Genomic DNA, 24,141 nt, shown 5'->3' on the forward strand with positions numbered 1-24,141 from the left:
CTCCGTGGTGACCCAATAGGCAGTGCGGCCATATCGCTCTTGCGCGAGGGTCGTGCGCCTTATTTATGCGCCAATTACGCGTTTTCCTACCCGTGCGGCCGGGTTGTGTCGCGTGTTGAGGCTTGGTCACGTTACCGCTCTTGGGTATCTGAAATAAGATGAAGAACGTTCTCGCGGCGGCCCTGGTCGCCGCCGTCCTGCATGGATTAGCCTGGGCCACGACCCTGGAAACGGCGGCACTGCCCGACGTGACGGGCAAGGTGCATTCCATGTCCTTCAACATCGGCGCCCCTCGCGAAGTCTGGTTCGGGCGGTCGGCGACCCTGCGCGAACTGGCCAACGCCTTGGACGTCATCAAACCCGTGTCCCGGTCCGTGCGCACCTATACGGTCAGCGGCATCCAGGCCCAGGTGCCCGCACTTGCCAAGGAACGCGGGATCGAGGTCATGCTGGGCATCTGGCTGGGCCGCGACGACGCCTCCAACCGGCGGGAGATCGAGACCGCGGTCGCCCTGGTGCGCAAGTATTCCAACATCCGCGCCGTGTTCGTCGGCAACGAAACGCTGCTGCGCGAAGACCTGACGCTGGAAGAGTTGATCGCCATCATCCGCGAGGTGCGCACCCGCGTGCCCGTGCCGGTGACCACCGGGGAAACCTGGGACCGCTGGCTTTCCCATCCCGATCTGGTCGACGAGGTCGATTTCATGTCGATCCACGTGCTGCCTTACTGGGAAGCCGTCGGCGCACAGAACGCCGTTTCCTATGCGTTCGAACGCTACCGCGAGGTGCTCGACACGTTCCCCGGGAAGGACGCGATCATCGCCGAATTCGGCTGGCCGTCACGCGGCTACCGCAACCGCGATGCCGGCCCCGATCCCATGACCCAGGCCACCATCATCCGCAAGTTCGTGTCCGAGGCGTCGCGCCACGGCATCGGCTACAACCTGATGGAAGCCTTCGACCAGCCGTGGAAGACCATGGAAGGAAGCGTCGGCCCCTATTGGGGCGTGTTCGACCATGACGGCAACGCCAAGTTCTCCCTGGCCGGCGCGGTCGAACAGCCCGAACAATGGCGGCGCGGCATCCTGGCCCTGATCCTGGGACTGGTGATGACCGTGCTGTGGCTGATGACGCGGCGGCCGACCTTCGGCCATGCCCTGGCCATGGCGATCGCCGCCAATGCGCTTGCCGCCGCCGTTGCGGTGGCGCTGCTCTATCCCTTCGAGAACTATCTGAACGTGGGGTCGGCCATCGCCTGGAGCCTGGGCATGGTGTTGATGCTGCCGCTGACCCTGGTGACCCTGGGCAAGCTGGATGAGGTCGCCGAAGTCACCCTGGGCCCTCGGCCCAAGCGCCTGTGGCGAACCGAAAACGCCCCGGCGGATGCCCCCCTGCCCAAGGTGTCGATCCAGATCCCCGCCTACCGGGAGAACCCGGAGATGCTGATCGAGACCCTGAATTCCTGCGCGGCCCTCGACTATCCGGACTTCGAGGTCGTGGTCATCATCAACAACACGGCTGACGAAAGCCTGTGGCGGCCGGTACAGGCCCATTGCGTGAAACTGGGCCCACGCTTCAAGTTCCTCAACTTCCCGAAGATCGACGGGTTCAAGGCGGGCGCGCTGACCGCCGCCATGGCCCATGTCGCCGAGGACGCGGCCGTCCTTGCCCTCATCGACGCCGACTACGTGGTCGATCCGAACTGGCTCAAGGATCTCGTGCCCGCGTTCGCCGACCCCAAGGTGGCCATGGTGCAGGCCCCCCAGGATCACCGCGACGGCGAACGCTCGCTGCTGGCGCGCTGCATGAACGCCGAATACACGGGCTTCTTCGACATCGGCATGGTTCAGCGCAACGAGGCCGACGCGATCATCGCCCACGGCACCATGCTGCTGGTCCGCCGCGCCGCCTTCGACGCCGTCGGCGGCTGGTCGCCGGACACCATCACCGAGGACACGGAACTGGGCCTGCGCCTGTTCGAGGCTGGATACCACGCCCATTACACGCGCCGGCGCTACGGCTGGGGCCTGCTGCCGGACACCTACCGCGCGTTCAAGACACAGCGCCACCGTTGGGCCTATGGCGCCGTGCAGATTTTTTTCAAGCACTGGCGCCACATGCTGCCGGGCGCCAAGACCCTGACCCGCGCGCAGAAAGTTCATTACGTGACCGGCTGGCTGCACTGGCTGTCGGATTCCGTGGGCGCGCTTGCCGCCGTGGTCAACCTGGCCTGGGTGCCGTTCATTCTGTTCGTCGGCGTGATGCTGCCGCCGATCCCCTTCACCTTGCCGATCCTGGCCGCCTTCGCGGCCGGGCTGCTGCACTGCGTGCTTCTGTACGCGGCGCGGGTCAAGATCGGCCCGGCGCGCATCGCCGGCGCCGCCCTGGCCGCCGCCAGCCTGCAATGGACCGTGGCGCGCGCCATCTATGACGGCATCAAGGTTCCCAACCTGCCGTTCCAGGTCACCCAGAAGGGCAAGGCCGAAAAGACCAATGCCCCGGCGGTCAAGGCCGCCCCGGCGTCGCCCGTGCGCACGGAGACCCGCATCGGCCTGGCATTGATGACCAGCTCGGCCGCCCTGTTCGCGGTCAACACAACGGGGATCGTCGAACTTTACCTGTTCGCGGGAACCTTGCTGGTGCAAAGCCTGCCGTTCCTGGCGGCGACCGCCATGTACGCCCTGGAACGCCGGGACGCCGCCCGCCTGACCCGCGGCAAGGCCGCCATCGGCACCCGCAATCCGGCCATGAACGTCGGCGGAACCGCCGACCAGGCGGCGGCATAAAACGTTCACATTCCCGCGCAAGGCCAGGTAATCCGGGCCCAGCCGCCTATCCGCCCCTTGCCCCGCCCGTATTTTCCGGGGGGTCCGGTTGATCTGCCCCACCCCGGCTGTTACCCTTGGGTCATTGCCCGTGGGCGGCACGCTGGCTTTTGCCTAAGAACGCGAAGGTCGGTTTGGGCATGAAAACCTGCTGTCCGGGCGGTGGACGCGTCGGGATCGTACTGGTCCCGCTACCCCTTCGGGGTGGGTAATGACAATTAGGAAAACGCGTCTTTCGGATCACCCGTCGCAATCACGCGAACCGGGTTCTGGGTCCTTTTAACCGCCAAATAAAACCAGATCGCTTCGGCACGTCCGGGCCTTGTCGCCCCGAGTTGCGCCGTGCCGTCGACCATCCGAGCGAGCCCGTCCTGGGCCCGCTCGTTGCCGTGTGCCGCCGATTTTCCGGCGGCCGGGGATCAATCACGACGCCTTGGAGGGCCGCAATGGACGACATCAATCAAGAACGACAGGATTTCGGCGACAATCCGCTGGAGACCCGAAAAACCGACCACTACCAGCGGGAATACGTCCAGTCGTTCGTGGAGAAATGGGATGAACTCATCGACTGGGACGCCCGCGCGGAAAGCGAAGGCCAGTTCTTCATCGACATGCTGAAGGCCCGCGACAAGCACCGCGTGCTCGACGTCGCCACGGGCACGGGCTTCCATTCCGTGCAACTGCTGAAGGCCGGGTTCGACGTGACCAGCGCCGACGGCAACGCGGAAATGCTGACCAAGGCATTCGAGAACGCGCGCGAACGCAACCTCGTGCTGCACACGGCTCATGCCGACTGGCGCTGGCTGAACAAGGATGTGCACGGCAAATTCGACGCCATCATCTGCCTGGGCAATTCGTTCACCCACCTGTTCGACGAGAACGACCGGCGCCGCGCGCTGGCCGAATTCTACGCCGCCCTCAAATGGGACGGCATCCTGATCCTGGATCAGCGCAACTACGACGGCATGCTCGATCACGGCTTTTCGTCGAAGCATAAATACTACTACTGCGGCGATCAGGTGACGGCCGAACCGGAACATATCGACGATGGCCTGGCCCGGTTCTGCTACTCGTTCCCCGACGGATCCCAGTTCCACCTGAACATGTTCCCCCTGCGCAAGTCCTATACGCGCAAGCTTCTAAGCGACGTCGGGTTTCAGAAGATCAAGACCTACGGCGATTTCCAGGAAACCTACCAGGACAACGACCCGGACTTTTACATCCACGTCGCGGAGAAAAATTATCATGAGTAGGCGCTCGCAGGCAGTCCGCAAGGCCGAGGAATATTACGACTCGTCGGAAGCCGATGCCTTCTACAAGAACGTCTGGGGTGGCGAGGACATCCACATCGGCATCTACAACACCCCCGACGAAGACATCGCCCAGGCCAGCCGACGGACCGTGGAAACCATGGCCTTGCAGATCCCGGGACTGGGCAGGAAGACCCGCGTCATCGACCTGGGGGCCGGATACGGCGGCTCCGCCCGCCATCTTGCGGGCACCTACGGCTGCCGCGTGACCTGCCTGAACCTGAGCGAGACCCAGAACGACCTGAACCGGGATAAGAACGCGGAAACCGATCTGGACGCCCTGATCGATGTCGTGCACGGCTCGTTCGAGGACATCCCGGCCGAGGACGCCTCCGTCGACCTTGTGTGGTCGCAGGACGCCATCCTCCATTCCGGGGATCGTCCCCGCGTGCTGGATGAAATTTCCCGGGTCCTGGCCCCGGGCGGGCATGTCATCTTCACCGACCCGATGCAGGCCGACGACGTGCCCGACGGCGTGTTGCAACCCATCCTGGACCGCATTCATCTGACGACCCTGGGCTCTTTCGCCTTTTATCGGGACGAATTCGCCAAGCGCGGTTTTTCAGAAGTGCGGTTGTCGCCCATGCTGAACCAGTTGCGGACCCATTACTTCCGCGTCGGCGAGGACCTGAAACGCCGGTATGACGAGATCGTCCGCCTGTCGGGAAAGACCTACGTCGACAACATGCTGCGCGGGCTGGATCATTGGGTCAACGGCGCCGACAAGGGGTATCTCGCCTGGGGTATCCTGCACTTCAAGAAGGGCTGAGCACGCCCCATACCGGCCCTATTCTGGCTGCCTAATTTTTCGTCCTCGGACGCTTTCTTCGCTCGATGACGTCCCGCTGCTCGGTCACGGCCGTAAGGATTTCCTCAAGCTTGAAGGGCTTCGGCAGATATCTGTCGAAGCCCGCGTCCAGGCCGCGTTCGGCATCGCCGCTCATGGCATTGGCGGTCAATGCGATAACCGGCGTATACCTTAGTTCTGGGTCAGATCTGATCTCGGCGAGGACGTCGTATCCGTTCATGTCCGGCAGGTCGATATCCAGGAAAATGACGTCCGGATGAACGTCCCGGGCGATGGCGAGCCCCGTGGCGCCGTCCTCCGCTTCCAGGTATTCGACATCGTCGAGCATCTCCATGAAGTTTTCGAACAATGCCCGGTTTATGTCATTGTCCTCGACATAGAGAACCTTCATGTGGCCGGCGATACGCTGCGTTTTGGGAGCGTCCGCGTCCGCCGACTCCTGATGGTTATTGACGTTCTCGACATCCGCCGAATGCAGATCGACCCAGAACCGGCTGCCCTCGCCCTCGACGCTTTCGAAGTCGATGCGCCCACCCATCAGCTCGACATAGTTCCTGACCAAGGCAAGGCCGATGCCGCTGCCTTCGATCTTTCCCTGTTCGGCGCCAAGGCGGTTGAACGGCTGAAAAACGCCGCTTTGCCGGTCCGCCGGAATGCCGCGGCCGTTGTCGGTCACGGTGATGCGAAACGTTTCCCGGGAAAGCGCCTCGCAGGAGAATTCCACCCAACCGCCCGCGCGATTGTACTTGATGGCGTTGGACCCGAGATTGATCATAACCTGCGTCAGGCGCGTCACGTCCGCCGTCACGAAACTGTCGTCCCTGCCCAGGTTCGGCGCGCGCATTTCAACCCCGAATTTTTCCGCCAGCGGTTCAAGAGTCGCCATGACGGATTTCACGATCGCGACGACATTGACGGGCTCGATCGATATCGTGATGCGGCCGGCCTCGATCTTGCTCAACTCCAGCACGCTGTCCATCAGGCTCAAAAGATGTTGGCCGCTTCTTTTAATCAGGCTCGCATGTTCAAGCTGCTTGTCGTTGAGCGTGCCGAAATGCTGCGAGATCAGGATATCGGTGAACCCAAGGATCGAGTTCATGGGCGTGCGCAATTCATGGCTCATCGAGGTCAGAAACGCCGATTTCGCGCGGGTCGCCGCCTCGGCGGCCTCCCGCGCCTGCTTTTGCGCAATTTCCGATGCCTTGATCGCCGTGACGTCGAAGACGAAGACATAAAACCCCTGAACCTTTTCGCCGGAAACGTCCGGCAGGTATTGCGCTTGGGTGAACCGCGGGACACCTTCGGCATCGACAAGTTCTCGTTCGAACGCCTGCGGCTCCCCCCGCAGGGCTCCCTCGATATACACAAGGCTCTTTTGATATAGATCCTCGCCCATAAGTTCCTTGATGTGCCGGCCGGCCAGCCATTCCGGCGTCACACCGAACCATTCCTCATAGGCCTTGTTGGCGAAACGGTTGTGCTGATCGCTGTCCCAATAGGCGATCATCGACGGCACGCTGTCCAATACGTTCCTCAGGTCGCGCAAGGCCGTGTTCAGTTCCACCGTGCGCGTGGCGACACGGTCTTCCATCTCCCGCAACAAGGCGCGAACCTGCAGTTCCGCCTGGTGCCGGTCTTCGATATCCGTGTTGGAGCCGAGCCACCGCAGGACATTTCCGTCCGCATCCATGACCGGATCCGCCCGCGCGAAAAACAGCCGGTACGTCCCGTCATGCCCTCTGATGCGGAATTCGGTCGAGAACGGCACCTTGGTTTCAACCGATTTCCGCCAGACGGCCATCAGATGTTCCTGGTCGTCCGGATGGACCCAGTCCAGCCAGCCGTCGCCCAACAGCGGCCGAGAGGACGCGCCGGTGTAGTCGGCCCATTGCTGACTGAGAAAGTCGCAGACACCGTTGGCGTCGCAGGTCCAGACAAGCTGCGGCAGGGAGTTGGCCACCTCTTGCCAGCGTTGTTCGCTGGCCGCCATGACCTTGACGGCTTCGCGTTCTGCCGAGATATCGGTGACGCCCGCGACGACCAGTTTCCTGTCGCCGATCGACAAGGGGGCGAGGCGCGCGGTAATGGGAAACCGCGTTCCGTCGGCCCTCACCGCCTCCAGGTCCTGGCCGCTGCCCATATTGCGGGGCTGATAATCGTAATTTTCGCGAAGTTCCTTGTGCGCGTCCCGCACGTTGGGCGGCACCAGATCGTCGACGGGTTTTCCAAGCAGGTCGGACATGGACCAGCCGAAAACACGTTCGCAATAGGCATTCGCGCGAATGATGATCCCGGCCTGATTGACGACGAGCAGCGCCTGGGGCGTCGCGTCGATGATCTTGTAGGCCAATTCCTCTTCTTCCCACCGGGCCTGCTGGGCTTGTGCCCGGTTTCGCGAGAAATTGTACGCGGTCGCGGTGCCGAGAATTCCCAACAAGACAAGGGTTAGACTGAGAATGCCCGGGGTGATTCCGGCATATTGCTTGGCAAATGCGGGGCGCGGATGGAAGCTTAGGCGCCAACGGCGTCCGAACACCTCCACCTCGTCGCCGATGACCGCCTCGATCCTGGGATCAAACCCCGGCGAACGATAGAACTCGATCTCGTCACTGACGTCTGTAATCGAAAAGGCGATTTCTTCCCGGCGCGGGCCCAGGTCCTTCAGGACCTCGCTGACGACAAGGGGCGAATAGCTCCACCCCACCGTTTGCTTCACACGTTCTTCCGGGTCGTCCGGCACATCGGCCCGCCAGTAGATCGGCATCAGAATAAGAAACCCGTGGTTCGTTTCACCCGACGCCTGAACCAGTGTGATCGGCGCGGTCAGCCGGGTTTCACCGCTTCGCGCCGCATTCAGCGCCGCGGTGCGCCGGTTGCTTTCCGACGCAATATCAAGGCCCGTCGCCCCTTCGTTACCCTTGAGGGGATAGATGTACTTGATGATGAAACGCTCGCCCGCGTTCGGGGCAAGTTCGCGCAGGTTGAACGAAGGAAATTCGTCCACACGCGCCGCCTCGATGAACCGCGCCGTTTGTTCGTTCGATATCTTGACGATGAACCCGAAACCACGTGCGCCGGGAAACTCCTGAAACCGTTCACGCGACGAGAAGTATTCCTCGAAGGTGTTTCGAGGGATGTTTATCCGGCCACCGGCGATGATCGCGCCGCGCGTCCCGCGCAGGCCATACTGATACAGCTGAAAGCGTTCCTCGACGAGCGTCGTGAACTCCCGCGTGAGCGCGGAAAACCGCTCGTGAGCGGTGTTCTTGTTGTCGATATGCTGAAATATGCCCGCAGACGCCGCCACCACCGCCGTCAGGGCGATGCCGAATACGGCGACAGCAGGCGGGCGGATGGCACGGTCGGCCGCCATATGGCTTGGTCCTTTAGCTGCTCCCCCCACACAAGAAATCCGGGAAGGCTTTGAACGTCGAAGCCTTCCCCTGAACTGACTTAAGGTATCCCTCGATGGAACCACCGCGCAACCGGACAATCGCCAAACTCAGCATTGGCCACCCCGGTCTCCGTCAAGGCGCTTCCGACACACCGGAAAACCGGCACGGGATCCTCGGCGGGTTCAGATTGCCGCCTTGCGCCATTCGCTGCCGGCATGGGGACCGCAGGCCTGGCGCGCCTTGGCCAGCATCTTGCGTTCCGAGGCCGCCATGCGTGGGGCGCCGTTCTTGTCCGCACCGCTGCCCTTGCCGCCAACGGTTTCATGCAGCAGGGATTTGATTTGCTTGTGCAGGTCGTTGATATCGTCGCTCATCACCGTCACCTCATTTTTTGCGGCCACTGTGCTTGTAACCTTTGTCGGGAGCGCGAGAAATTACACGGAAGTATGCGTTCGGCATTCTTCGGTATGGGATGTCGCCCGGGCGCTGAACCGTCATTCCCCGCCCGAACCGCCGCGAAGAACCCACGGCCGATCCATTTAAATTTCCACCATGCAACGATCAAGAACGCCCGGCTTGAGGGTAAGTCTTATGCCTATGACGATCGTCTAGCTGATGCCACCCGTTAATGAGTGATAATGTATTCATTGGCGGAATTAATGCCGAAATATTCTCCTGGAGGAAATCATGTCAAGTATCCTGAAACACGTCATGGCCGTGCTCGCCGTGTTTACCTTGCTGGCCGTCTCGCACCCGATTCAAGCGGACACCCCCCACGAGGCCCCGATGAAGGAACTCGCTGCCACGAAAGTGAAAGCCTGGATTTCGGACCCTGCGATTATCGGGGCAATCAAGGCGCAAAACACCGCCAACGCCGCCTTGACCGAAGACGCCATCCTCAAATTGGACAAGCAATGGCGTGCCGAAACCAAAGCCGGCTCCGGCCCCCTTGTCGACAAGGTTCTGAACAATGCGCTGTCCGCGTTCCTGAAAAAGGTCAAAGCGGACGGCGGCGGGCTTTACACGGAAATCTTCGTCATGGATGCCAAGGGCCTGAACGTCGGGCAAAGCGACATCACGTCGGATTATTGGCAGGGCGATGAGGCCAAGTGGCAAAAAACCTACCCCGTCGGCCCCGGCGCCGTCCATATCGGCAAGGTCGCGCAGGATGAATCGACGCAGAAATTCCAGTCACAACTTAGTCTTCCCATCACCGATCCTGCGACCGGCAAGAATATCGGCGCGATAACCATCGGTGTCGATTTGGAAGCATTGGGAATTTAACGCTTCCCTTTGGACAGCATACGCAGCGTGTCCCTACCCAGGCGTCTCCGGAAGATCGAAACCCGACCTTCCGGAGACCGCTTGGCGTATTTCGAGGGACACTCCGTTGCAGGTAGGAATTTCACGGAGGAGAACAATGTCTGTGTCAAACACGGAAATTGGGTCCGCTCATACCGAAGTGGCCCAGGATTCGGCCGCGCCGGAGAAATCTAAATCCGGCTCGCTCGGCCGCCGCATCAGCCTGATCCTCGCGGCCGCCGTCCTCGTCGGCTTGGCCGCAATATTGATTCTTCAATCCCTGAGCCTAAAAAATGCCCTGATCGATTTGGCCCATGTGAAAAACCGCCAAGTTACCGAACTGTTGGCGTCTCAGGTTTCGGGCGGATTGCGGTGGAGCAAGAAAGAGGCCGTCGACCAGGCATACCAGCAACTGGCGAGCAGCGCGGATTCAGATCTTGCCACGTTGGTTGCATTCGACAAAAAGGATCAAGCCCTGTCTTCTTTCCAGTCGGAGCGTTTCGCCAAGGCGGATCTGAACGACGCAATCGCAAAAGGCGGAGACGCCTTGAAAGAAGGAAAAACCGTCACCTGGGAAGGCGACAAAAACTTCGTTGTCGCCACCCCCGTGCTTTCGGGAAAGAACAACGACCGGGTAGGAACCCTGGCCATCGCCTGGAGCACCGACCGCGAGGCGGCATCCATCACAAAAGCGACGACGACGGGCATGACCGTCGCCGTCGTGACGCTTGTGATTCTTGTCGGGCTGTTGCTGTTCATCATCAATCGTCAGGTTTCGGTGCCACTCCAAACCATTACCCGCGTCACCACCAGGCTTGTGGCAGGCGACCTGGGCATCGACGTGCCGTCACAGGAACGGAACGACGAGGTGGGGGCGCTCGCCAAGTGCATCCAGGTGTTCAAGGAAAAGAGCACCGAAATGGAACGCATGAAGCTTGAGCGTGACGAGATGGAACGCCGGGCGTCGGAAGAAAAACGGTCGTCTATGGCGGAACTCGCGAACACCTTCGAACGAAGCGTCGGCGAAGTGGTCAACGGACTTTCCGTCGCTGCGGACGAAATGACAAGCTCCGCCGACCTGATGACCGCCGCCGCCGACGAAACCGATCAACAGTCCAGCAATGTCGCCAATGCGTCCAGCATCGCGTCGAAAAACGTGCAGACCGTAGCCGCCGCAAGTGAAGAACTCTCAAGCTCCGTGTCCGAGATTAGTCGCCAGGTTTCGGAATCGGCCCGGATCGCCTCAAGCGCTGTGCAAGAAGCGGAGAATACTAACGCCATGATCCAAAACCTGGCGACCGCCGCCCAAAGCATCGGCGAGGTCGTGTCGCTGATTACCGACATTGCCGAGCAGACGAACCTATTGGCGCTAAATGCGACGATTGAAGCCGCGCGCGCCGGAGATGCCGGCAAAGGCTTTGCCGTCGTGGCGTCCGAAGTCAAGAACCTGGCCAATCAGACCGCCAAGGCGACCGAGGAAATCAGCAAGCAGATCGGCGACATTCAGGCGGCGACAGGAAACGCCGTCACCGCCAATGAAGAGATATCAAAAACGATCCGCCGCATCAGTGAAATCGCATCCGGCATCGCCGCCGCGGTCGAACAACAAGGTGCAGCGACGCAGGAGATTGCCCGCAATGTCGAACAGGCTGCATCCGGCACCAACGAGGTGACACAAAACATCACCACCGTGGCGGAAGCGGCGAAGCGGACCGGCGAAGCCGCAAGCCAGATTCGAACGGTTTCGACGACCGTATCCGAGAAGGCGCAGATGTTGCGGGAAGAAGTCGATAGTTTCTTGACCAGCATCCGCAACGGCTGACGTCGTCCAAGCCCTTGTCCGGCCCGGCCGGCCCCTTGTATTCCGCACGGCCCGGCCGGAGCGGATTTCCGCCCCTGCCCAATCCCGGCGCCTGCGAAACCTACCTCCGGCTTTTGCCGGGGAGCCCTCTCAAGACAGCGTACGTTCCGCCGGAAATCTGAGGATCACCGTCGTTCCCTTGCCGACCTCGCTTTGAATGGCAAGGTCGCCGCCGTGCAATTCAACGAGCTGCTTGGACAGGGTCAGACCCAGCCCCGTGCCTTCGTGGGTGACGGTATGGCTGGTGCGGACCTGACCGAACGCTTCGAGGACCAGGGGAATATCCTCGGCGGCGATGCCGATGCCCGTGTCCGCGACCTCGATCCTGATGCCGCCCCGGTAATCGACGCCGGTCGACATCGTCAGGGCGCCGCCTTCGGGCGTGAACTTGTTGGCGTTGGCAAACAGGTTCATCAGGACCTGGCGGATGATACGGCCATCGCCCCGCAGTTTGGGCATGTTGTCGGGAATATTGATGGACAGAACCTGACTTTTCGCGCTGATGCGCGGCGACATCAGGCGCCGAACCGCGGCAGCAAGGTCGCGCAGGTCCAAATCCTCTTCTTCCAGCTTGGCTTCACCGGCCTCGACCTTGGAGATGTCCAGGATATCGTTGATCACGTCCAATAGATGGCGCGCCGAATGCTGAATATCACCAGCATATTCAAGATACTGGGCATTGCCCATACGGCCCATGATTTCATCGACCATGAACTGCGAAAACCCGAGGATCGAATTCAGCGGCGTGCGCAATTCGTGGCTCATCATGGCGAGAAAGCGCGATTTAGCGATGCTGGCCTCTTCGGCGCGGCGCCGCGCCCCGTCCAACTGCCGGGTCCGCTCGGCCACCGCGTCTTCAAGCTGCGCGCGCGCGCCGATCAATTCCTCCTCATAGGCGGCGCGTTGCGCATGGGCGGATTCCAGGCGGTTGAGAAGACGGTTGAAGGCATCCTGCAAGTGCTTGAGCTCGCCGTCATTCGGCCCCACCGCCTGAATGTCCGAGTAGGGACGGAAGCCCGGATCGATGCGGTCGACCGCGTCGGACAGACGGGACAGCGGGCGCACCAATTGGCGTTGGGCGAAATAGCTGAACAGAATCCAGATAAGCAAAAGCTTCACCATGGCGGCGCTGAGAATCAACATGATCGACAGCCACGATCGGGTAAGCGCCAGGTTCGCCGGCACCAGCAGACTGACACGCCCGAGATGCCGGGCCTTGTCCGCCCCCTGGGCGACATAGTGAATATCGAACGAGTGAACCGCCATGCCCGAACCGTCACCGCTGCTGATGATGCCGTGGGCCCCTAGGCGGCGGCCGCTGAACGGATCTTCGACAATCACCCCCTGGGCCACGGACAGCCGCACCAGGGCCGTCAGCACCGCCCCCAGTTCCTTCTCGTCATAGGCCCAAAGCTGATCCGCGATGGGATCATGGAAGGCGCTTTTGACGATGCGGATTTCGCGCTCGATCTCTTCGTCCGCGCGGCGCAGGACATCCCAGATCAAAACGGCGGTGATCAAAACACCGATGCCCAGAAACGCCAGGAAGATCGATGAAAACAGGCGCCCGGCAAGGGTGCGGCGGCCCAAGTTCGGCGTACCGCTGGTCCTAACGGTATCTTCCAATGATCTCGCCGATAAGGGGCGAGCGGTTGATGTTGCGGATTTCGTTCCAGAAGGCATCAGCGAGTTTTGTGTTGTTCTTATGGAAGGGCTTTGAAAACAGAAGGTAGTAGGCCTTCTCCGAAATCGCGGGCCGCAACATGGCGATTCCGGTGAAGGGCCCGCCATTGTCCGCCAGATAAGGCGCGATCATGTTATCAAGTTCCGCGTAGGCCGCAACGCGCCCGTTGTCCAATTTCGCAAGATTCAATGTTTGCGTGCGTTCTTCCTCGAAAGGAATACCAAGGGCTTTAAGTTCGGTGATGACGGAATACCCCCGCGTCACCGCCACCGCGCGGCCTTGCGTGCCGCGCAGCCTGCGCCCGTCAAAGGATACGCCGGCCTCGCGGCGCACATAAAAGGAATAGGATTGAAAGAAGACGGCCCGGGACTCGTCCGGCGTCCTGCCGTCGGCAAGCGTCGGATAGACGCCGAATTCCGCTCTTTCCGGCTTGTAGCTGGCGTGGAAAATACCATCGACTTCGCCGGTTTCGACCATGAACAGCCCCCTGTTCCAGGGCACACGTTCGAAATCGAGCGAGACATTCAGGCGGCGCGCAACCTCGCGGAAGACCTCGATGGTGACCCCGGGCCTGTCTTTCGGAACCTTGGCCGTGGTGCCGTAATAACGCGGTGGGTTTTCGACAGGCTCATAGACCAGACGGATGGTTTCCGCCTGTGCCGGACAGGCAAGCAGCAGCGCCACGACGGCCAAACCGCAGAACCGAAGCATTTCTTCCTCTCGAACCAACGCAGGCAGCCCGCAACGCAGGCGTTCCGGCCAGCATACAGAACAGAGGATATCGGCTGAACATTAAGCCTAAATGACAAAGGGCGGATTGAGCCGACCCGCTTAGAACTTCATCGCCTGGGCAACGACGACGTGCTCCAACCCCTGGATTTTCGCCAAAAGCTCGGATGGCGGCGCTTCGTCGATTTCCAGCAGCGCGATGGCGTCGCCGCCGGCCTGGGCGCGGCCCAGGTTGAAGGTCGCGATGTTGATGCCCGCATCGCCCAGCAACGACCCCAAGGCCCCGATCAGGCCCGGTTTGTCGTAGTTGGTGATGTAGAGCATGTTCCGGCCGAGCGTCGCGTCGATAGGGATGCCCTTGATTTCGACCAGGCGCGGCCGGTCGTGGAACAAGGTGCCGGCCAGCGAGCGGGTCTGGTTCGCGGTCGTTACCGTCACCTCGATGCGGGAATGGAACGCTCCCGCGTCGTCGGACCGCACCTCGCGCACGATGATGTCGCGATCCTTGGCGATGGTCGGCGCGTTGACCATGTTGATGCCTTCCATGGACGGCCCCAAAAGCCCCTGCAGGACGACGGCGGTCAGCGGCTTGCAGTTCAGCTCGCCGCACACCCCTTCGTAGGAGATCGTGACCTCGCGGATGGCCGAGCGCGTCGCCTGCCCGGCAAAGCTGCCGAGCTGCTGGGCGAGCGCCATATAGGGTTTCAGACGGGGCGCTTCCTCCGCCGTCACCGACGGCATGTTGAGCGCGTTGGACACCGCCCCGTCCAAAAGGTAGTCGGCCATCTGTTCGGCGATCTGTACCGCAACCTTTTCCTGGGCCTCGGTGGTGGCCGCCCCCAGGTGCGGCGTCGCGACGACGTTCTCCATGCCGAACAGGGGACTTTCCGTCGCCGGTTCTTCCTCGAACACGTCGATCGCCGCCCCCGCCACATGGCCGCTGTCGAGCGCCGCCTTGAGCGCGACCTCGTCGACCAGCCCGCCGCGGGCGCAGTTCACCAGACGCACGCCCGGGCGCGTCTTGGCCAGGGCATCGGCATCGATGATATGCCGCGTGGCATCCGTCAGCGGCGTGTGCAGGCTGATGAAATCGGCGCGGGCCAGAAGGTCGTCGAGGGAAACCTTCTCGACCCCCAGTTCCTTGGCCCGCTCCTCGCCCAGGTAGGGGTCGAAGGCGATAACCCGCATCTTCAAGCCTTGGGCCCGGTCGGCGACAACCGATCCGATGTTGCCGCAGCCGACGATGCCCAGCACCTTGCCCGTGATCTCGACCCCCATGAAGCGGGATTTCTCCCACTTTCCGGCATGGGTCGAGGCGTTGGCCGCGGGGATGTCGCGGGCCAGGGCCATCAACATGGCGATGGCGTGTTCGGCCGTGGTGATGGAATTGCCGAACGGCGTGTTCATCACCACGATGCCCTTGGCCGTGGCGGCGCTCAGGTCGACGTTGTCCACGCCGATCCCGGCCCGGCCGATGACCTTCAGGTTCTTCGCCGCTTCGATGATGGGGCCGCGCACCTTGGTCGACGAGCGCACGGCCAGGCCGTCATAGTCCCCGATGATCGCGGACAGGTCCTCGGGCGTGAGGCCCGTCTTCACGTCCACCTCGATCCCGCGGCGTTGGAAGACCTCAGCCGCGAGGCCCGACATCTTGTCGGAAATCAGCACTTTCGGCATGACGGTTCCCGCCCTTAGGCGGCTTCACCGGCAAGCTCGGCGCGGATCTGGTGGAACGACCACTCGATCCAGGGGAACAAGGCCTCCAGGTCCGAGGTCTCCACCGTGGCGCCGCACCAGATGCGGAAGCCCGGGGGGGCCGACCGATGTTCCGAGAAGTCGTAACCCGCACCTTCGGCTTCGCACATCTTGGGGATGCGGCGCAGCGTCTTGCGCAGATCGTCCTCGTTGAGGTTCGCGAAGGCCGGATCGACGATCTTCAGGGTCACCGAGGTGCACGACCGCACCTTCGGATCGGACGCCAGGAAGTCGACCCAGGGGGTACGCTCCACCCAGCGCGACAGGGCCTCGAAGTTCGACTGCACGCGGCCCAGAAGGGTCGGCAGGCCGCCGATGTCCTCGGCCCAGCGCAGACCGTCCAGCGCGTCCTCGACACACAGCAAGGACGGCGTGTTGAGGGTCGCGCCCTCGAACGGCTCGGGATTGATCTTGCCGTTTTTCTTCAGGCGGAAGACCTTGGGGATCGCCCGGTCCGGGTGAAAGGTGTTAAGCCGCTCCACCGCGCGGGGGCTGAGCGCGAGCATGCCGTGCGCGGCCTCGCCGCCCATGACCTTCTGCCAGGACCAGGACACGGCATCCAGCTTGTCCCACGGCAGGTCGACGCCGAAGATGCACGACGTCGCGTCGACCAATGTCAGGCCACCACGGTCGGCGGGAATCCAGGACCCGCGGTCCGGCACCATGACGCCCGAGGACGTGCCGTTCCAGGTGAACACCACGTCGTTGTCGAAATCGATCTGGGTAATGTCCGGCAGTTCACCGAAGGGTGCGGTGAAGGTGCGCAGGTTGTCCAGCTTCAATTCCTGCACGCCGTCCTTGGTCCATTCGTTGCCGAAGTTTTCCCAGGACAGGATATCGACGCCGCGCGCGCCCAGCAGGTTCCACATGGCGGCCTCGAAGGCGCCGGTGTCGGAACCGGGCAGGATGCCGACGTAATAGTCGTCGGGAATACCCAGGATCTTGCGGGAACGGGTGATGACCTCGTTCAGCTTCGCCTTGCCCGTGGCATGGCGGTGGGAACGGCCGAGAAAGGCGTCTTTGAGATTATCGAAGGACCATCCGGGGCGCTTGGCGCAGGGGCCGGAGGAAAAGCACGGATTGGCCGGGCGGGTGCTCGGCTTCTGAGGAACTGGCATCGAATTTTACTCCCTTCGCTTCCAGAAGGGTCCGATCCCGTTGGGGGGACCTGGCCCACGGCGGGTATACGCCCGTTGCCCGGTTCCGGTCAATCACCACCGCACGGGAGGCAGAGTTTGGCCGCCGCGCGGCATTGTCTCGGCCAAGCCCAACGACTATGGTCGAAAAAAACGAGGAAACGAGCATAGCCGCAATGGCGGACAGCATCACCAGCGCTTCAGGCGCCTCTCCCAGCCCGATTCAGGCCATGGTCGTCGGCGCGTCGGACGTCGTCGCCGAGCGCGTCAAGGCCGTGCTGCGCCGTCTGGGCGGGGTTGACCTCGTCGCCGAGGCCACGGACGGCGTCGACGCCGTCAGCCACCTGCGTCGCCGGGCCATCGACGTGATCTTCATCGACATCGGCGACCCCAAGGTCAAACTGACCACGGACCTGTCGCGTCTGCTGAAGGTCGACCGCGACGCCCAGATCGTGCTGGTCGCCACCCTGACCTTCGCCAACGTGAAGAACGCCATGGCCGGCCTGGTCGCCGGCGCCGCCGAATTCGTCCAGGCACCGGCCCGCCACACGCCGCATATCGCCGAACCCGAGTTCATCCGCCAGATCGCCGATCTGACCCTGGGCCTGGGCCGGGCGCGCCGCGACAAGGGCACCCGCGTGTTCGCCCCGCCGCCGGCCGCCAACCGCTTCGAACATCCGTCCCCCAAGGAGCTTCGCCAACGCCGCCCCCACATCCCGAAGGCGATCGCCATCGCCAGTTCGACCGGCGGCCCGCAGGCTCTGTTCACCCTGTTCACGGCCCTGCCCCGTGACGTGACCCAGCCGATCTTCCTGACCCAGCACATGCCGCCCGGGTTCACCACGGCCCTGGCCGATCACATCACCCGGCGCACGGGATGGCCCTGCGCCGAGGGCAAGGACGGCGAGCAGGTCAAGAACGGGCAGGTCTATATGGCGCCCGGCGGGTTCCACATGATCCCACGGCAGAGCGGAAACGGCGTGACGATCAAGATCGACGACGGCCCCGAGGAAAGCTTCTGCAAACCCTCGGCGGAACCCATGATGCGCGGCCTGATCGCCGCCTATGGCGCGGAAAACATCCTGTTCATCGTGCTGACCGGCATGGGATCGGACGGCAAGGCGGGGGCCAAGGCCGTCGCCGACGGCGGCGGTACCGTCGTCGTCCAGGACAAGGCCAGCAGCGTCGTCTGGGGCATGCCGGGGGCCGTGGCCGCCGCCGGGGACTGCCATGCGGTCCTGCCGCTGGGCGACCTGCCCAAGTTCATCGCCCAGGCGGCGGCGGGGAAGTAACACCATGAACACCATCGACGCGGACGACTTCCTGACGGGCTTCCTGCGCCAAAACGGCCTGGCCGCCCCGGACGAAACCCCCGTCTACACGGCCCTGGCCGGCGGCGTGTCGTCGGATATCTGGCGCGCGGACCTGGCGCGCGGGCCGGTCTGCGTCAAGCGCGCCCTGGCCAAGCTGAAGGTCAAGGCCGACTGGTTCGCGCCGGTGGAACGCAACGCCTTCGAGGTCGCCTGGATGGAAACCGCCAACGGCCTGCAACCCGGCATCGCCCCCCGGGTGCTGGCCCATGACGCGGATCAGGGCGTGTTCGCCATGGCCTATCTGGACCCGGCCGGCCATCCGACCTGGAAGGACGAACTGCATGCCGGGCGGGCCGACCCCGCCTTCGCGCGCAGGGTCGGCGAATGCCTGAAACGGGTTCACGCCGGGACGGCGGGCGACGACGGCATGGCGCAGCGGTTCAGGACCGACGAAACGTTCTATTCCATCCGCCTGGAGCCCTATCTGATCGCCACCGGCCGCGCCCATGCCGACCTCGCCCCCCGCATGGAGGCTCTGGCCAAGACCACGGCGGCGCACCGCGAGGCCCTGGTCCACGGCGACGTCAGCCCCAAGAACATCCTGGTCGACGGCGCCGATCCCGTGTTCCTCGACGCCGAATGCGCGTGGTACGGCGACCCGGCCTTCGACCTGGCGTTCTGCCTCAACCATCTGTTGCTGAAATGCCTGTGGACGCCCGCCGCGACGGACGGGTTCCTCGCCTGCTTCGACGCCCTGGCCGCCGGATACGCCGCCGCGCCCGACGTCGAGGCCCGGGCCGCCGCGCTGCTTCCGGCCTTGTTCCTGGCCCGCGTGGACGGTAAGTCTCCCGTCGAATACATCACCGCCGACGCCGACCGCGACCGCGTGCGGCGCACGGCCCGACCATTGATCATGTCGCCGCCGCCGACCCTGTCCGGCGTCCGCCAAGCCTGGGAAAGGGAACTCCGCCGATGACGGCCTCCTCCGCCACCGCCACCACCATCACCGCCGTCAAGGCCCGCCGCGTCTGGGATTCCCGGGGCCGCCCGACGGTCGAGGCCGACGTGACCCTGGCCGGCGGCGCGCTCGGCCGGGCCATCGCACCGGCGGGGGCGTCGCGCGGCAGCAATGAGGCCATCGACCTGCGTGACGGCGGTCCCCGGTTCGGCGGCTGGGACGTGACCGAGGCCCTGCGTCAGACCAACGGCGCCATCGCCCAGGCAATCGTCGGCATGGATGCCGGCGACCAGGCCGCCGTGGACCAGGCCCTGATCGCCCTGGACGGCACACCCAACAAGGCCAACCTGGGCGGCAACGCGACCATCGCCGTGTCCATGGCGGTGCTGCACGCCGCCGCCGCACAGGCAGGGCAGCCCCTGTGGAAATACCTATGGGACCGGGGCGGTCATTCCGGCACGCCGGTTCTGCCCCTGCCGGAAATCCAGATTTTCGGCGGCGGCGCCCATGCCGGGCGGCGCATCGACGTGCAGGATTTCATGGTCATCGCCACCGGGGCGGACGACTACGAACAGGCCCTGGCCTGGACCGCCGAGGTCTATATCGCCGCCGGCAAGATCATGGCCGAGCGCGGCCTGTTGCAGGGCGTCGCCGACGAGGGCGGCTTCTGGCCCGCCTTCGACGCCAACGAGGACGCCGCCGAAACCCTGGTCCAGGCCATCGAGAAGGCGGGGTTGAGGCCGGGCGAGCAGGTCTCCATCTCGCTCGACATCGCGGCGTCGGAATTCGGGAAGAACGGGCGCTATCGCCTGGCCCGCGAGGACCGGGAAATGGACAGCGGCGAACTCGCGGACATGCTGCTCGGCTGGGTCGGCCGCTATCCCATCGTGTCGGTCGAGGACCCCATGTCCGAGGACGACGCGGACGGCTTCCTGGCCTTCGCCAAGGCCGCGCCCAAGACCCTTCAGATCGTCGGCGACGACTTCCTGGTGACCAACGCCGGCCGGGTCCAGGCGGCGGCCCGCGACGGGGCGCTCAACTGCGCCCTGATCAAGCCGAACCAGGCCGGCACGGTGACGGAAACCAAGGCCGCCTTCGACGCCGCGCGGGATGCCGGAATCGGCGCCATCGTATCCGCCCGCTCGGGCGAGACCGAGGACGTGACCATCGTCCATCTGGCCGTCGGCTGGGGCGCCAAGCAGTTGAAGGTGGGATCGTTCACCCGTTCGGAACGCATGGTGAAATGGAACGAGGGCCTGCGCGTCGCCGACGCCCTCGGCTCCGCCGCCCTGCCGCCCCGGTCGGCGTTTCCCTGGGGCTGAGCGGCCCTATTCCGCCGAACGGGCCATGCCGCGCAGGCGGTTGACCAGCACGCCCATCAGCCGGTGCAGGACCTTGTCGGTCTGTTCCAGGCGTTGCAGGCGGGTCTTGAGCGATTCCTTGGACAGCACGATCAGCACCGAATTGTCGGCGGCGCGGGCCGAGGCGGCGCGCGGTTGATCGTCGATCAGCGACAGTTCCCCCAGCAATTCCCCCGGGCCGAGCGTGGCCAGGCTCTGCTCGATGGCGCCGCGCCGGTAGATTTCGATGGCGCCCGAGGAAATCAGGAACGCCTCGGTCCCGGCGTCGCCTTCCTCGAACAGGATCTGACCCTTGACCAGCTTGCGCTGTTCCGGCCCCTTGCCGCCGCCGTTGGTCGGGGTTGCCGCCGGTGCCGGCGCCGGCGCCGGGGCGGGTTTGGCGGCGGCCGGTGCCGGCTGCGCCGGTTTCTGGGCGCCGTCGTCCCAACGCTTTTCCTGGGGCGCCGCGCCGTTCGCCGCGGCCGCATTCGCCGGCGCATTGGCGAGGGCCTTGTCCAGGGTCGCGGCGGCCGTGCGTTTCAGTTCCTCGGGCAGGCCGGCGGCGGCGATCTTTTCCTTCAACACGCCCGCCACCCGTTTGGCCATCGCCGCGTCCTGACCGCCGCCGGTCAGGGCGTCGATGCCGCTCAGCCCCCGCATGGCCTGGGCCAGATTGCGGACCACGGCGGCCTGCTGCTTGGCGCCCGTATCCGTGGCCGACAGGTCGAGCACGAAGCCCGCCCGCGACGGCAGGGACGGCAGATAGGCGAGGATGCTGGCGACGGCATCCTCGGCGCTGAGATCCCCGTCCTCGCGGCCCAGGGCCATCTTGGCGCGCAGGGTCAGGGCCTCGGCCATCTGCGGGCCGCCGAGCAGCCCGGCATAGCCTTCGAGATTGCGGATCAGGGTGACCAGGGCCGTGCGCTCGCCTTCCTTGCCTTCGCGGGTCATCGGCTTGACCCCGCCGATGCCGCGGGCGACCCGGCCCAGAATGGCGTCCCGCGCGTTCTCCAACTCGTAGGCCGCCATGATCGTGTTCAGCTCGTTGATGCAGCTGAGCGGATTCTTCACCTCCGGCAGGCGCCCTTGGCACAGCTGAACCAGCATGCGGTGGGCGGATGCCGCGTCGGCGACGCCGCCCAATAGTTCCGTGATGGCGGCGGTGCCGTCGAGGATTTCCGCCAGCGCCTCGTCGACATAGGCCTGGACGACGACGCCCGCCTGCCCGTCGAGCAGCCTAGCCAGGGATTCGATCTTGCCGCTCCAATCGCCCTGCTCGCCCATATAGGCGGCGAGGCCGGCCAGAATCAGCATGTGGCGGTCTTCGGCCGGGGCCTCGGCGTTGACCTTGTCGATCAGGGCCTGCAACCCGCCCGCCTGGAGAGCCTCGTTCAGGTCCTCGCGCCGCATCATCTTCTGCGCGTTGGCCATGAGCTGGTTGTACAGGCGTTCCAGCTTGTTCTGACGGTCGATGGGCTTTTCGCCGCTATCCTTGTCGATCTGCAAAGTGGCCAGACGCGACAGGGCGCCGATGTAGAGCTTGTCGTCGCGCTCCAGCATCTTCAGGCGGCCGAAATCGAAGGCCAGTTCCATGGCCGTCATGCCGACGTCGTCCAGGTACTGGCGCAACAGACGCCCGATCGTGCGGCGGGCCTCCAGCTGATAGCAATCGGCCAGGGTCTCGCAAACCGGCGAGGAATCGATGGGCACGACGGTCAGGCCCTTGTCCGTGACCTCGGCCCGTTCGTTGAAGATGATTTCGTCGCCCTTGCGGTCGCTTTCGGCGATCACCTTGACGCCTGAATATTTATGGGAATCCAACAGCGCCTGCGCCTGCTGAATGGCCTGCGATTTTACGTTATGGGATGCGAAAAAAGTCCACTTACCGTCGGATTCGGTCTGGACCTCGTAGGTTTTCCCCGCAAGGTTCGTTTCCATGTTGGTTGAGTCCCCAAGTGCCGATTTGCACGTCGTCCCCTGTAGACGACGCCACACTCCAATCGCACCCCCTCAAAGCGTGCCGCCGGTTGTTCCAACGAGCGAGAATTATCGATAAGATGCCGTGTATGATTATTAGGCGCAAGCCCCTGGACAAATTCGGTATAAAAGGCTGCCATACGGGCGCGGCGTAAAATTTTCGCGGAGGATTAATCTGCGCGCACTATCGTGAAACGGGAACTCCTTCTAATTTCTAGACCTTTTTTTGCTCACGCTTACGATTGTAAAAGAATATACGGGTGGTGTTCCGCAAGGAATCCAGTGCATTAAAAGCAAAACCTTCGGGGGAGGGGGTCAGCATGGTGAACGCTCGAACTCAAGCAAGAGCGGAGTATACGAAATACCTCGAAAAGGTCCGCTGGGTGCAAAAATCCCGCGCGACCCAGAACGCCCTGTATCGTAATGCGGGGACCCAGAACCTGACCTGGGATGTTCTCTTCCTGATCGCCGAGGCCCAGTACGCCGGACAGAACCTCAACGTTTCCGACATCTGCGTGTCCGTGACGGCGTCCAAATCGACGACCCTGAAGCTGATCGCGCAATTGGCCACGGACAACGTGATCGACAAGCGGCAGAAGGAAAACGATTCCCGCACGCAGTTGGTGACCCTGAACGACGGCTTCCGCAAGAAGCTCGAATACTATTTGGACAATCTGACCGAGACCTATCCCTCGCTCAATTGACGGCGCCGATCGACAGCGCCGGTTGACGGCGCCGCATCCCGCATTCATGAATGCCCGTCCGGGCGGCGGCTCCTCCAGGTCATCGGGGCCGGGCCGTCATGCCTGGACCGTCATGTCCAATCGCCATCCAAAACCATCATGAAAGCGCGGCCATGTCCTGGATCTACCTGTTTGTCGCGGGCCTGTTCGAAATCGCCTGGGTCATCGGCCTGAAATACACCGACGGCTTCACCCGCCCCCTGCCCAGCCTCGCCACGGCGGCGGCGCTGATCGCCAGCATGCTCCTGCTGGGCCTGGCGGTGCGCGACCTGCCGCTCGGCACCGCCTATGCGGTGTGGACCGGGATCGGCACCCTGGGGGCCGCCGCCTTCGGCATCTTCCTGTTCCATGAGCCCGCGACCCTCATGCGCCTCGCCTGCATCGGCCTGATCGCGGCGGGCATCGTGGGCTTGAAGATGACGTCGGCCTAGAACGGCCCGGGGCTACGCCCCGATCACGCCGAGCGCGCGCGCCATCTGGGCCAGGAACAACATGCCGATCGACCCGCCGGTCCAGTACAGCGCGCGCAGGAAGCGCCTGCGCTTCTTCTCGCGGATGTCCGAGACCTTGATGATCTCGCAGGCCGTCTCGCGCACCCAGTCGGCGCCGCGCACGGCGCGCACATAGCTGTCGACATCGGCGACGTGGCGCGGCTCGAAATACATGGCCCCCGCGCAGGCCCCGAAATCGCGTTTCCGCGACACCTTGTCGGCGTGGGACGGATAGAGCACCAGGGCGAACATGATGACCGGCAGCACCAGGATGGCCCAGCCCGCGAACACATACAGCCCCGCATAGTCGATGGGCACCGGCACCTGGGCGCCGCTGCGCAGGACCACCTGCAAGGCCAGCACATAGCCGACGGCCATGATCTGGGCCTTGTTGTCGTAGCTGCGCACCGTGTTCTGCGCTTCCGTCAGAACCGACAGCAGGGCGTCGCCGCCCAGTTGTTCGTGAAAGTGGGCGGTCGGAGTCGCGGTCATGGATGGGATCCCCTCGTTAAGC

The 24,141-nt window shown here is 63.6% G+C and carries 19 protein-coding genes; 10 read left to right on the forward strand and 9 right to left on the reverse strand.

Annotated elements, in window-relative coordinates:
* Positions 1-158 precede the first annotated feature (158 nt).
* Entirely contained in the window at positions 159-2,786 is a 2,628-nt protein-coding gene (locus RJ527_00090) for a glycosyltransferase family 2 protein (GenBank protein WND76155.1), read from the forward strand.
* A 257-nt stretch (positions 2,787-3,043) separates the two neighbouring features.
* Here RJ527_00090 and RJ527_00095 read toward each other — a convergent pair whose 3' ends face one another.
* Positions 3,044-3,181, reverse strand: a complete 138-nt coding sequence (locus RJ527_00095) for a hypothetical protein (GenBank protein WND76156.1) — start codon at positions 3,179-3,181, stop codon at positions 3,044-3,046.
* Between the two features lie 90 nt (positions 3,182-3,271).
* Here RJ527_00095 and RJ527_00100 point away from each other — a divergent pair, with 90 nt between their 5' ends.
* Positions 3,272-4,078 (forward strand): class I SAM-dependent methyltransferase, encoded by an 807-nt coding sequence (locus RJ527_00100; GenBank protein WND76157.1) that lies wholly within the window; start codon positions 3,272-3,274, stop codon positions 4,076-4,078.
* Positions 4,071-4,904 carry a methyltransferase domain-containing protein gene (locus RJ527_00105; GenBank protein ID WND76158.1) on the forward strand — a complete coding sequence of 278 codons (834 nt, stop codon included), beginning with the start codon at positions 4,071-4,073 and terminating at the stop codon, positions 4,902-4,904. The genes RJ527_00100 and RJ527_00105 overlap by 8 nt, the downstream gene beginning before the upstream one ends.
* Positions 4,905-4,935: 31 nt before the next feature.
* On the opposite strand, the gene RJ527_00110 is transcribed toward RJ527_00105, so the two are convergent.
* On the reverse strand, positions 4,936-8,316 hold the full coding sequence (locus tag RJ527_00110) for a PAS domain S-box protein (GenBank protein ID WND76159.1): 3,381 nt from the start codon (positions 8,314-8,316) through the stop codon (positions 4,936-4,938).
* Between the two features lie 204 nt (positions 8,317-8,520).
* Positions 8,521-8,712: a hypothetical protein gene (locus tag RJ527_00115; GenBank protein WND76160.1), complete on the reverse strand. Its 192-nt coding sequence runs from the start codon at positions 8,710-8,712 to the stop codon at positions 8,521-8,523.
* Between the two features lie 313 nt (positions 8,713-9,025).
* Between RJ527_00115 and RJ527_00120 the strand changes: the two genes are divergently transcribed.
* Both RJ527_00120 and RJ527_00125 read left to right on the forward strand, forming a co-directional pair.
* Positions 9,026-9,622, forward strand: coding sequence for a PDC sensor domain-containing protein (locus tag RJ527_00120; GenBank protein ID WND76161.1), 597 nt, complete (start codon positions 9,026-9,028; stop codon positions 9,620-9,622).
* 142 nt (positions 9,623-9,764) lie between these two features.
* A complete protein-coding gene (locus RJ527_00125) occupies positions 9,765-11,462 on the forward strand; it encodes a methyl-accepting chemotaxis protein (protein WND76162.1) in 1,698 nt (565 codons plus the stop codon).
* Between the two features lie 129 nt (positions 11,463-11,591).
* On the opposite strand, the gene RJ527_00130 is transcribed toward RJ527_00125, so the two are convergent.
* From RJ527_00130 to RJ527_00145, 4 genes are all read right to left on the reverse strand, one after another.
* Complete coding sequence (locus RJ527_00130; GenBank protein WND76163.1) at positions 11,592-13,127, reverse strand: ATP-binding protein; 1,536 nt, start codon at positions 13,125-13,127, stop codon at positions 11,592-11,594.
* Complete coding sequence (locus RJ527_00135) at positions 13,111-13,896, reverse strand: transporter substrate-binding domain-containing protein (protein ID WND76164.1); 786 nt, start codon at positions 13,894-13,896, stop codon at positions 13,111-13,113. The genes RJ527_00130 and RJ527_00135 overlap by 17 nt, the downstream gene beginning before the upstream one ends.
* A 120-nt stretch (positions 13,897-14,016) precedes the next feature.
* Positions 14,017-15,591: a phosphoglycerate dehydrogenase gene (serA, locus tag RJ527_00140; protein WND76165.1), complete on the reverse strand. Its 1,575-nt coding sequence runs from the start codon at positions 15,589-15,591 to the stop codon at positions 14,017-14,019.
* Positions 15,592-15,605: 14 nt separating this feature from the next.
* Entirely contained in the window at positions 15,606-16,787 is a 1,182-nt protein-coding gene (locus RJ527_00145; GenBank protein WND76166.1) for a phosphoserine transaminase, read from the reverse strand.
* 194 nt (positions 16,788-16,981) lie between these two features.
* On the opposite strand from RJ527_00145, the gene RJ527_00150 reads away from it, so the two are divergent.
* From RJ527_00150 to RJ527_00160, 3 genes are read left to right on the forward strand one after another with little or no spacing between them, the layout of a single operon-like run.
* Positions 16,982-18,097 carry a chemotaxis protein CheB gene (locus RJ527_00150; protein WND76167.1) on the forward strand — a complete coding sequence of 372 codons (1,116 nt, stop codon included), beginning with the start codon at positions 16,982-16,984 and terminating at the stop codon, positions 18,095-18,097.
* A gap of 4 nt (positions 18,098-18,101) precedes the next feature.
* Positions 18,102-19,094 (forward strand): aminoglycoside phosphotransferase family protein, encoded by a 993-nt coding sequence (locus tag RJ527_00155; GenBank protein ID WND76168.1) that lies wholly within the window; start codon positions 18,102-18,104, stop codon positions 19,092-19,094.
* On the forward strand, positions 19,091-20,398 hold the full coding sequence (locus RJ527_00160) for a phosphopyruvate hydratase (protein WND76169.1): 1,308 nt from the start codon (positions 19,091-19,093) through the stop codon (positions 20,396-20,398). Before RJ527_00155 ends, RJ527_00160 begins: the two co-directional genes overlap by 4 nt.
* A gap of 6 nt (positions 20,399-20,404) precedes the next feature.
* Here RJ527_00160 and RJ527_00165 read toward each other — a convergent pair whose 3' ends face one another.
* Positions 20,405-22,354, reverse strand: coding sequence for a cyclic nucleotide-binding domain-containing protein (locus RJ527_00165; GenBank protein ID WND76170.1), 1,950 nt, complete (start codon positions 22,352-22,354; stop codon positions 20,405-20,407).
* A 422-nt stretch (positions 22,355-22,776) separates the two neighbouring features.
* On the opposite strand from RJ527_00165, the gene RJ527_00170 reads away from it, so the two are divergent.
* Together RJ527_00170 and sugE are read left to right on the forward strand one after the other, a co-directional pair.
* Entirely contained in the window at positions 22,777-23,097 is a 321-nt protein-coding gene (locus RJ527_00170) for a hypothetical protein (protein ID WND76171.1), read from the forward strand.
* 152 nt (positions 23,098-23,249) lie between these two features.
* Positions 23,250-23,567 (forward strand): quaternary ammonium compound efflux SMR transporter SugE, encoded by a 318-nt coding sequence (gene sugE, locus RJ527_00175; GenBank protein WND76172.1) that lies wholly within the window; start codon positions 23,250-23,252, stop codon positions 23,565-23,567.
* Positions 23,568-23,579: 12 nt separating this feature from the next.
* On the opposite strand, the gene RJ527_00180 is transcribed toward sugE, so the two are convergent.
* The gene (locus tag RJ527_00180; protein ID WND76173.1) at positions 23,580-24,119 is read right to left on the reverse strand and encodes a hypothetical protein; all 540 of its coding nucleotides are present in this window, start codon (positions 24,117-24,119) and stop codon (positions 23,580-23,582) included.
* Between the last annotated feature and the right edge of the window lie 22 nt (positions 24,120-24,141).

Source organism: Thalassospiraceae bacterium LMO-SO8 (assembly GCA_031655335.1).
Taxonomy (GTDB): domain Bacteria; phylum Pseudomonadota; class Alphaproteobacteria; order Rhodospirillales; family Casp-alpha2; genus UBA1479.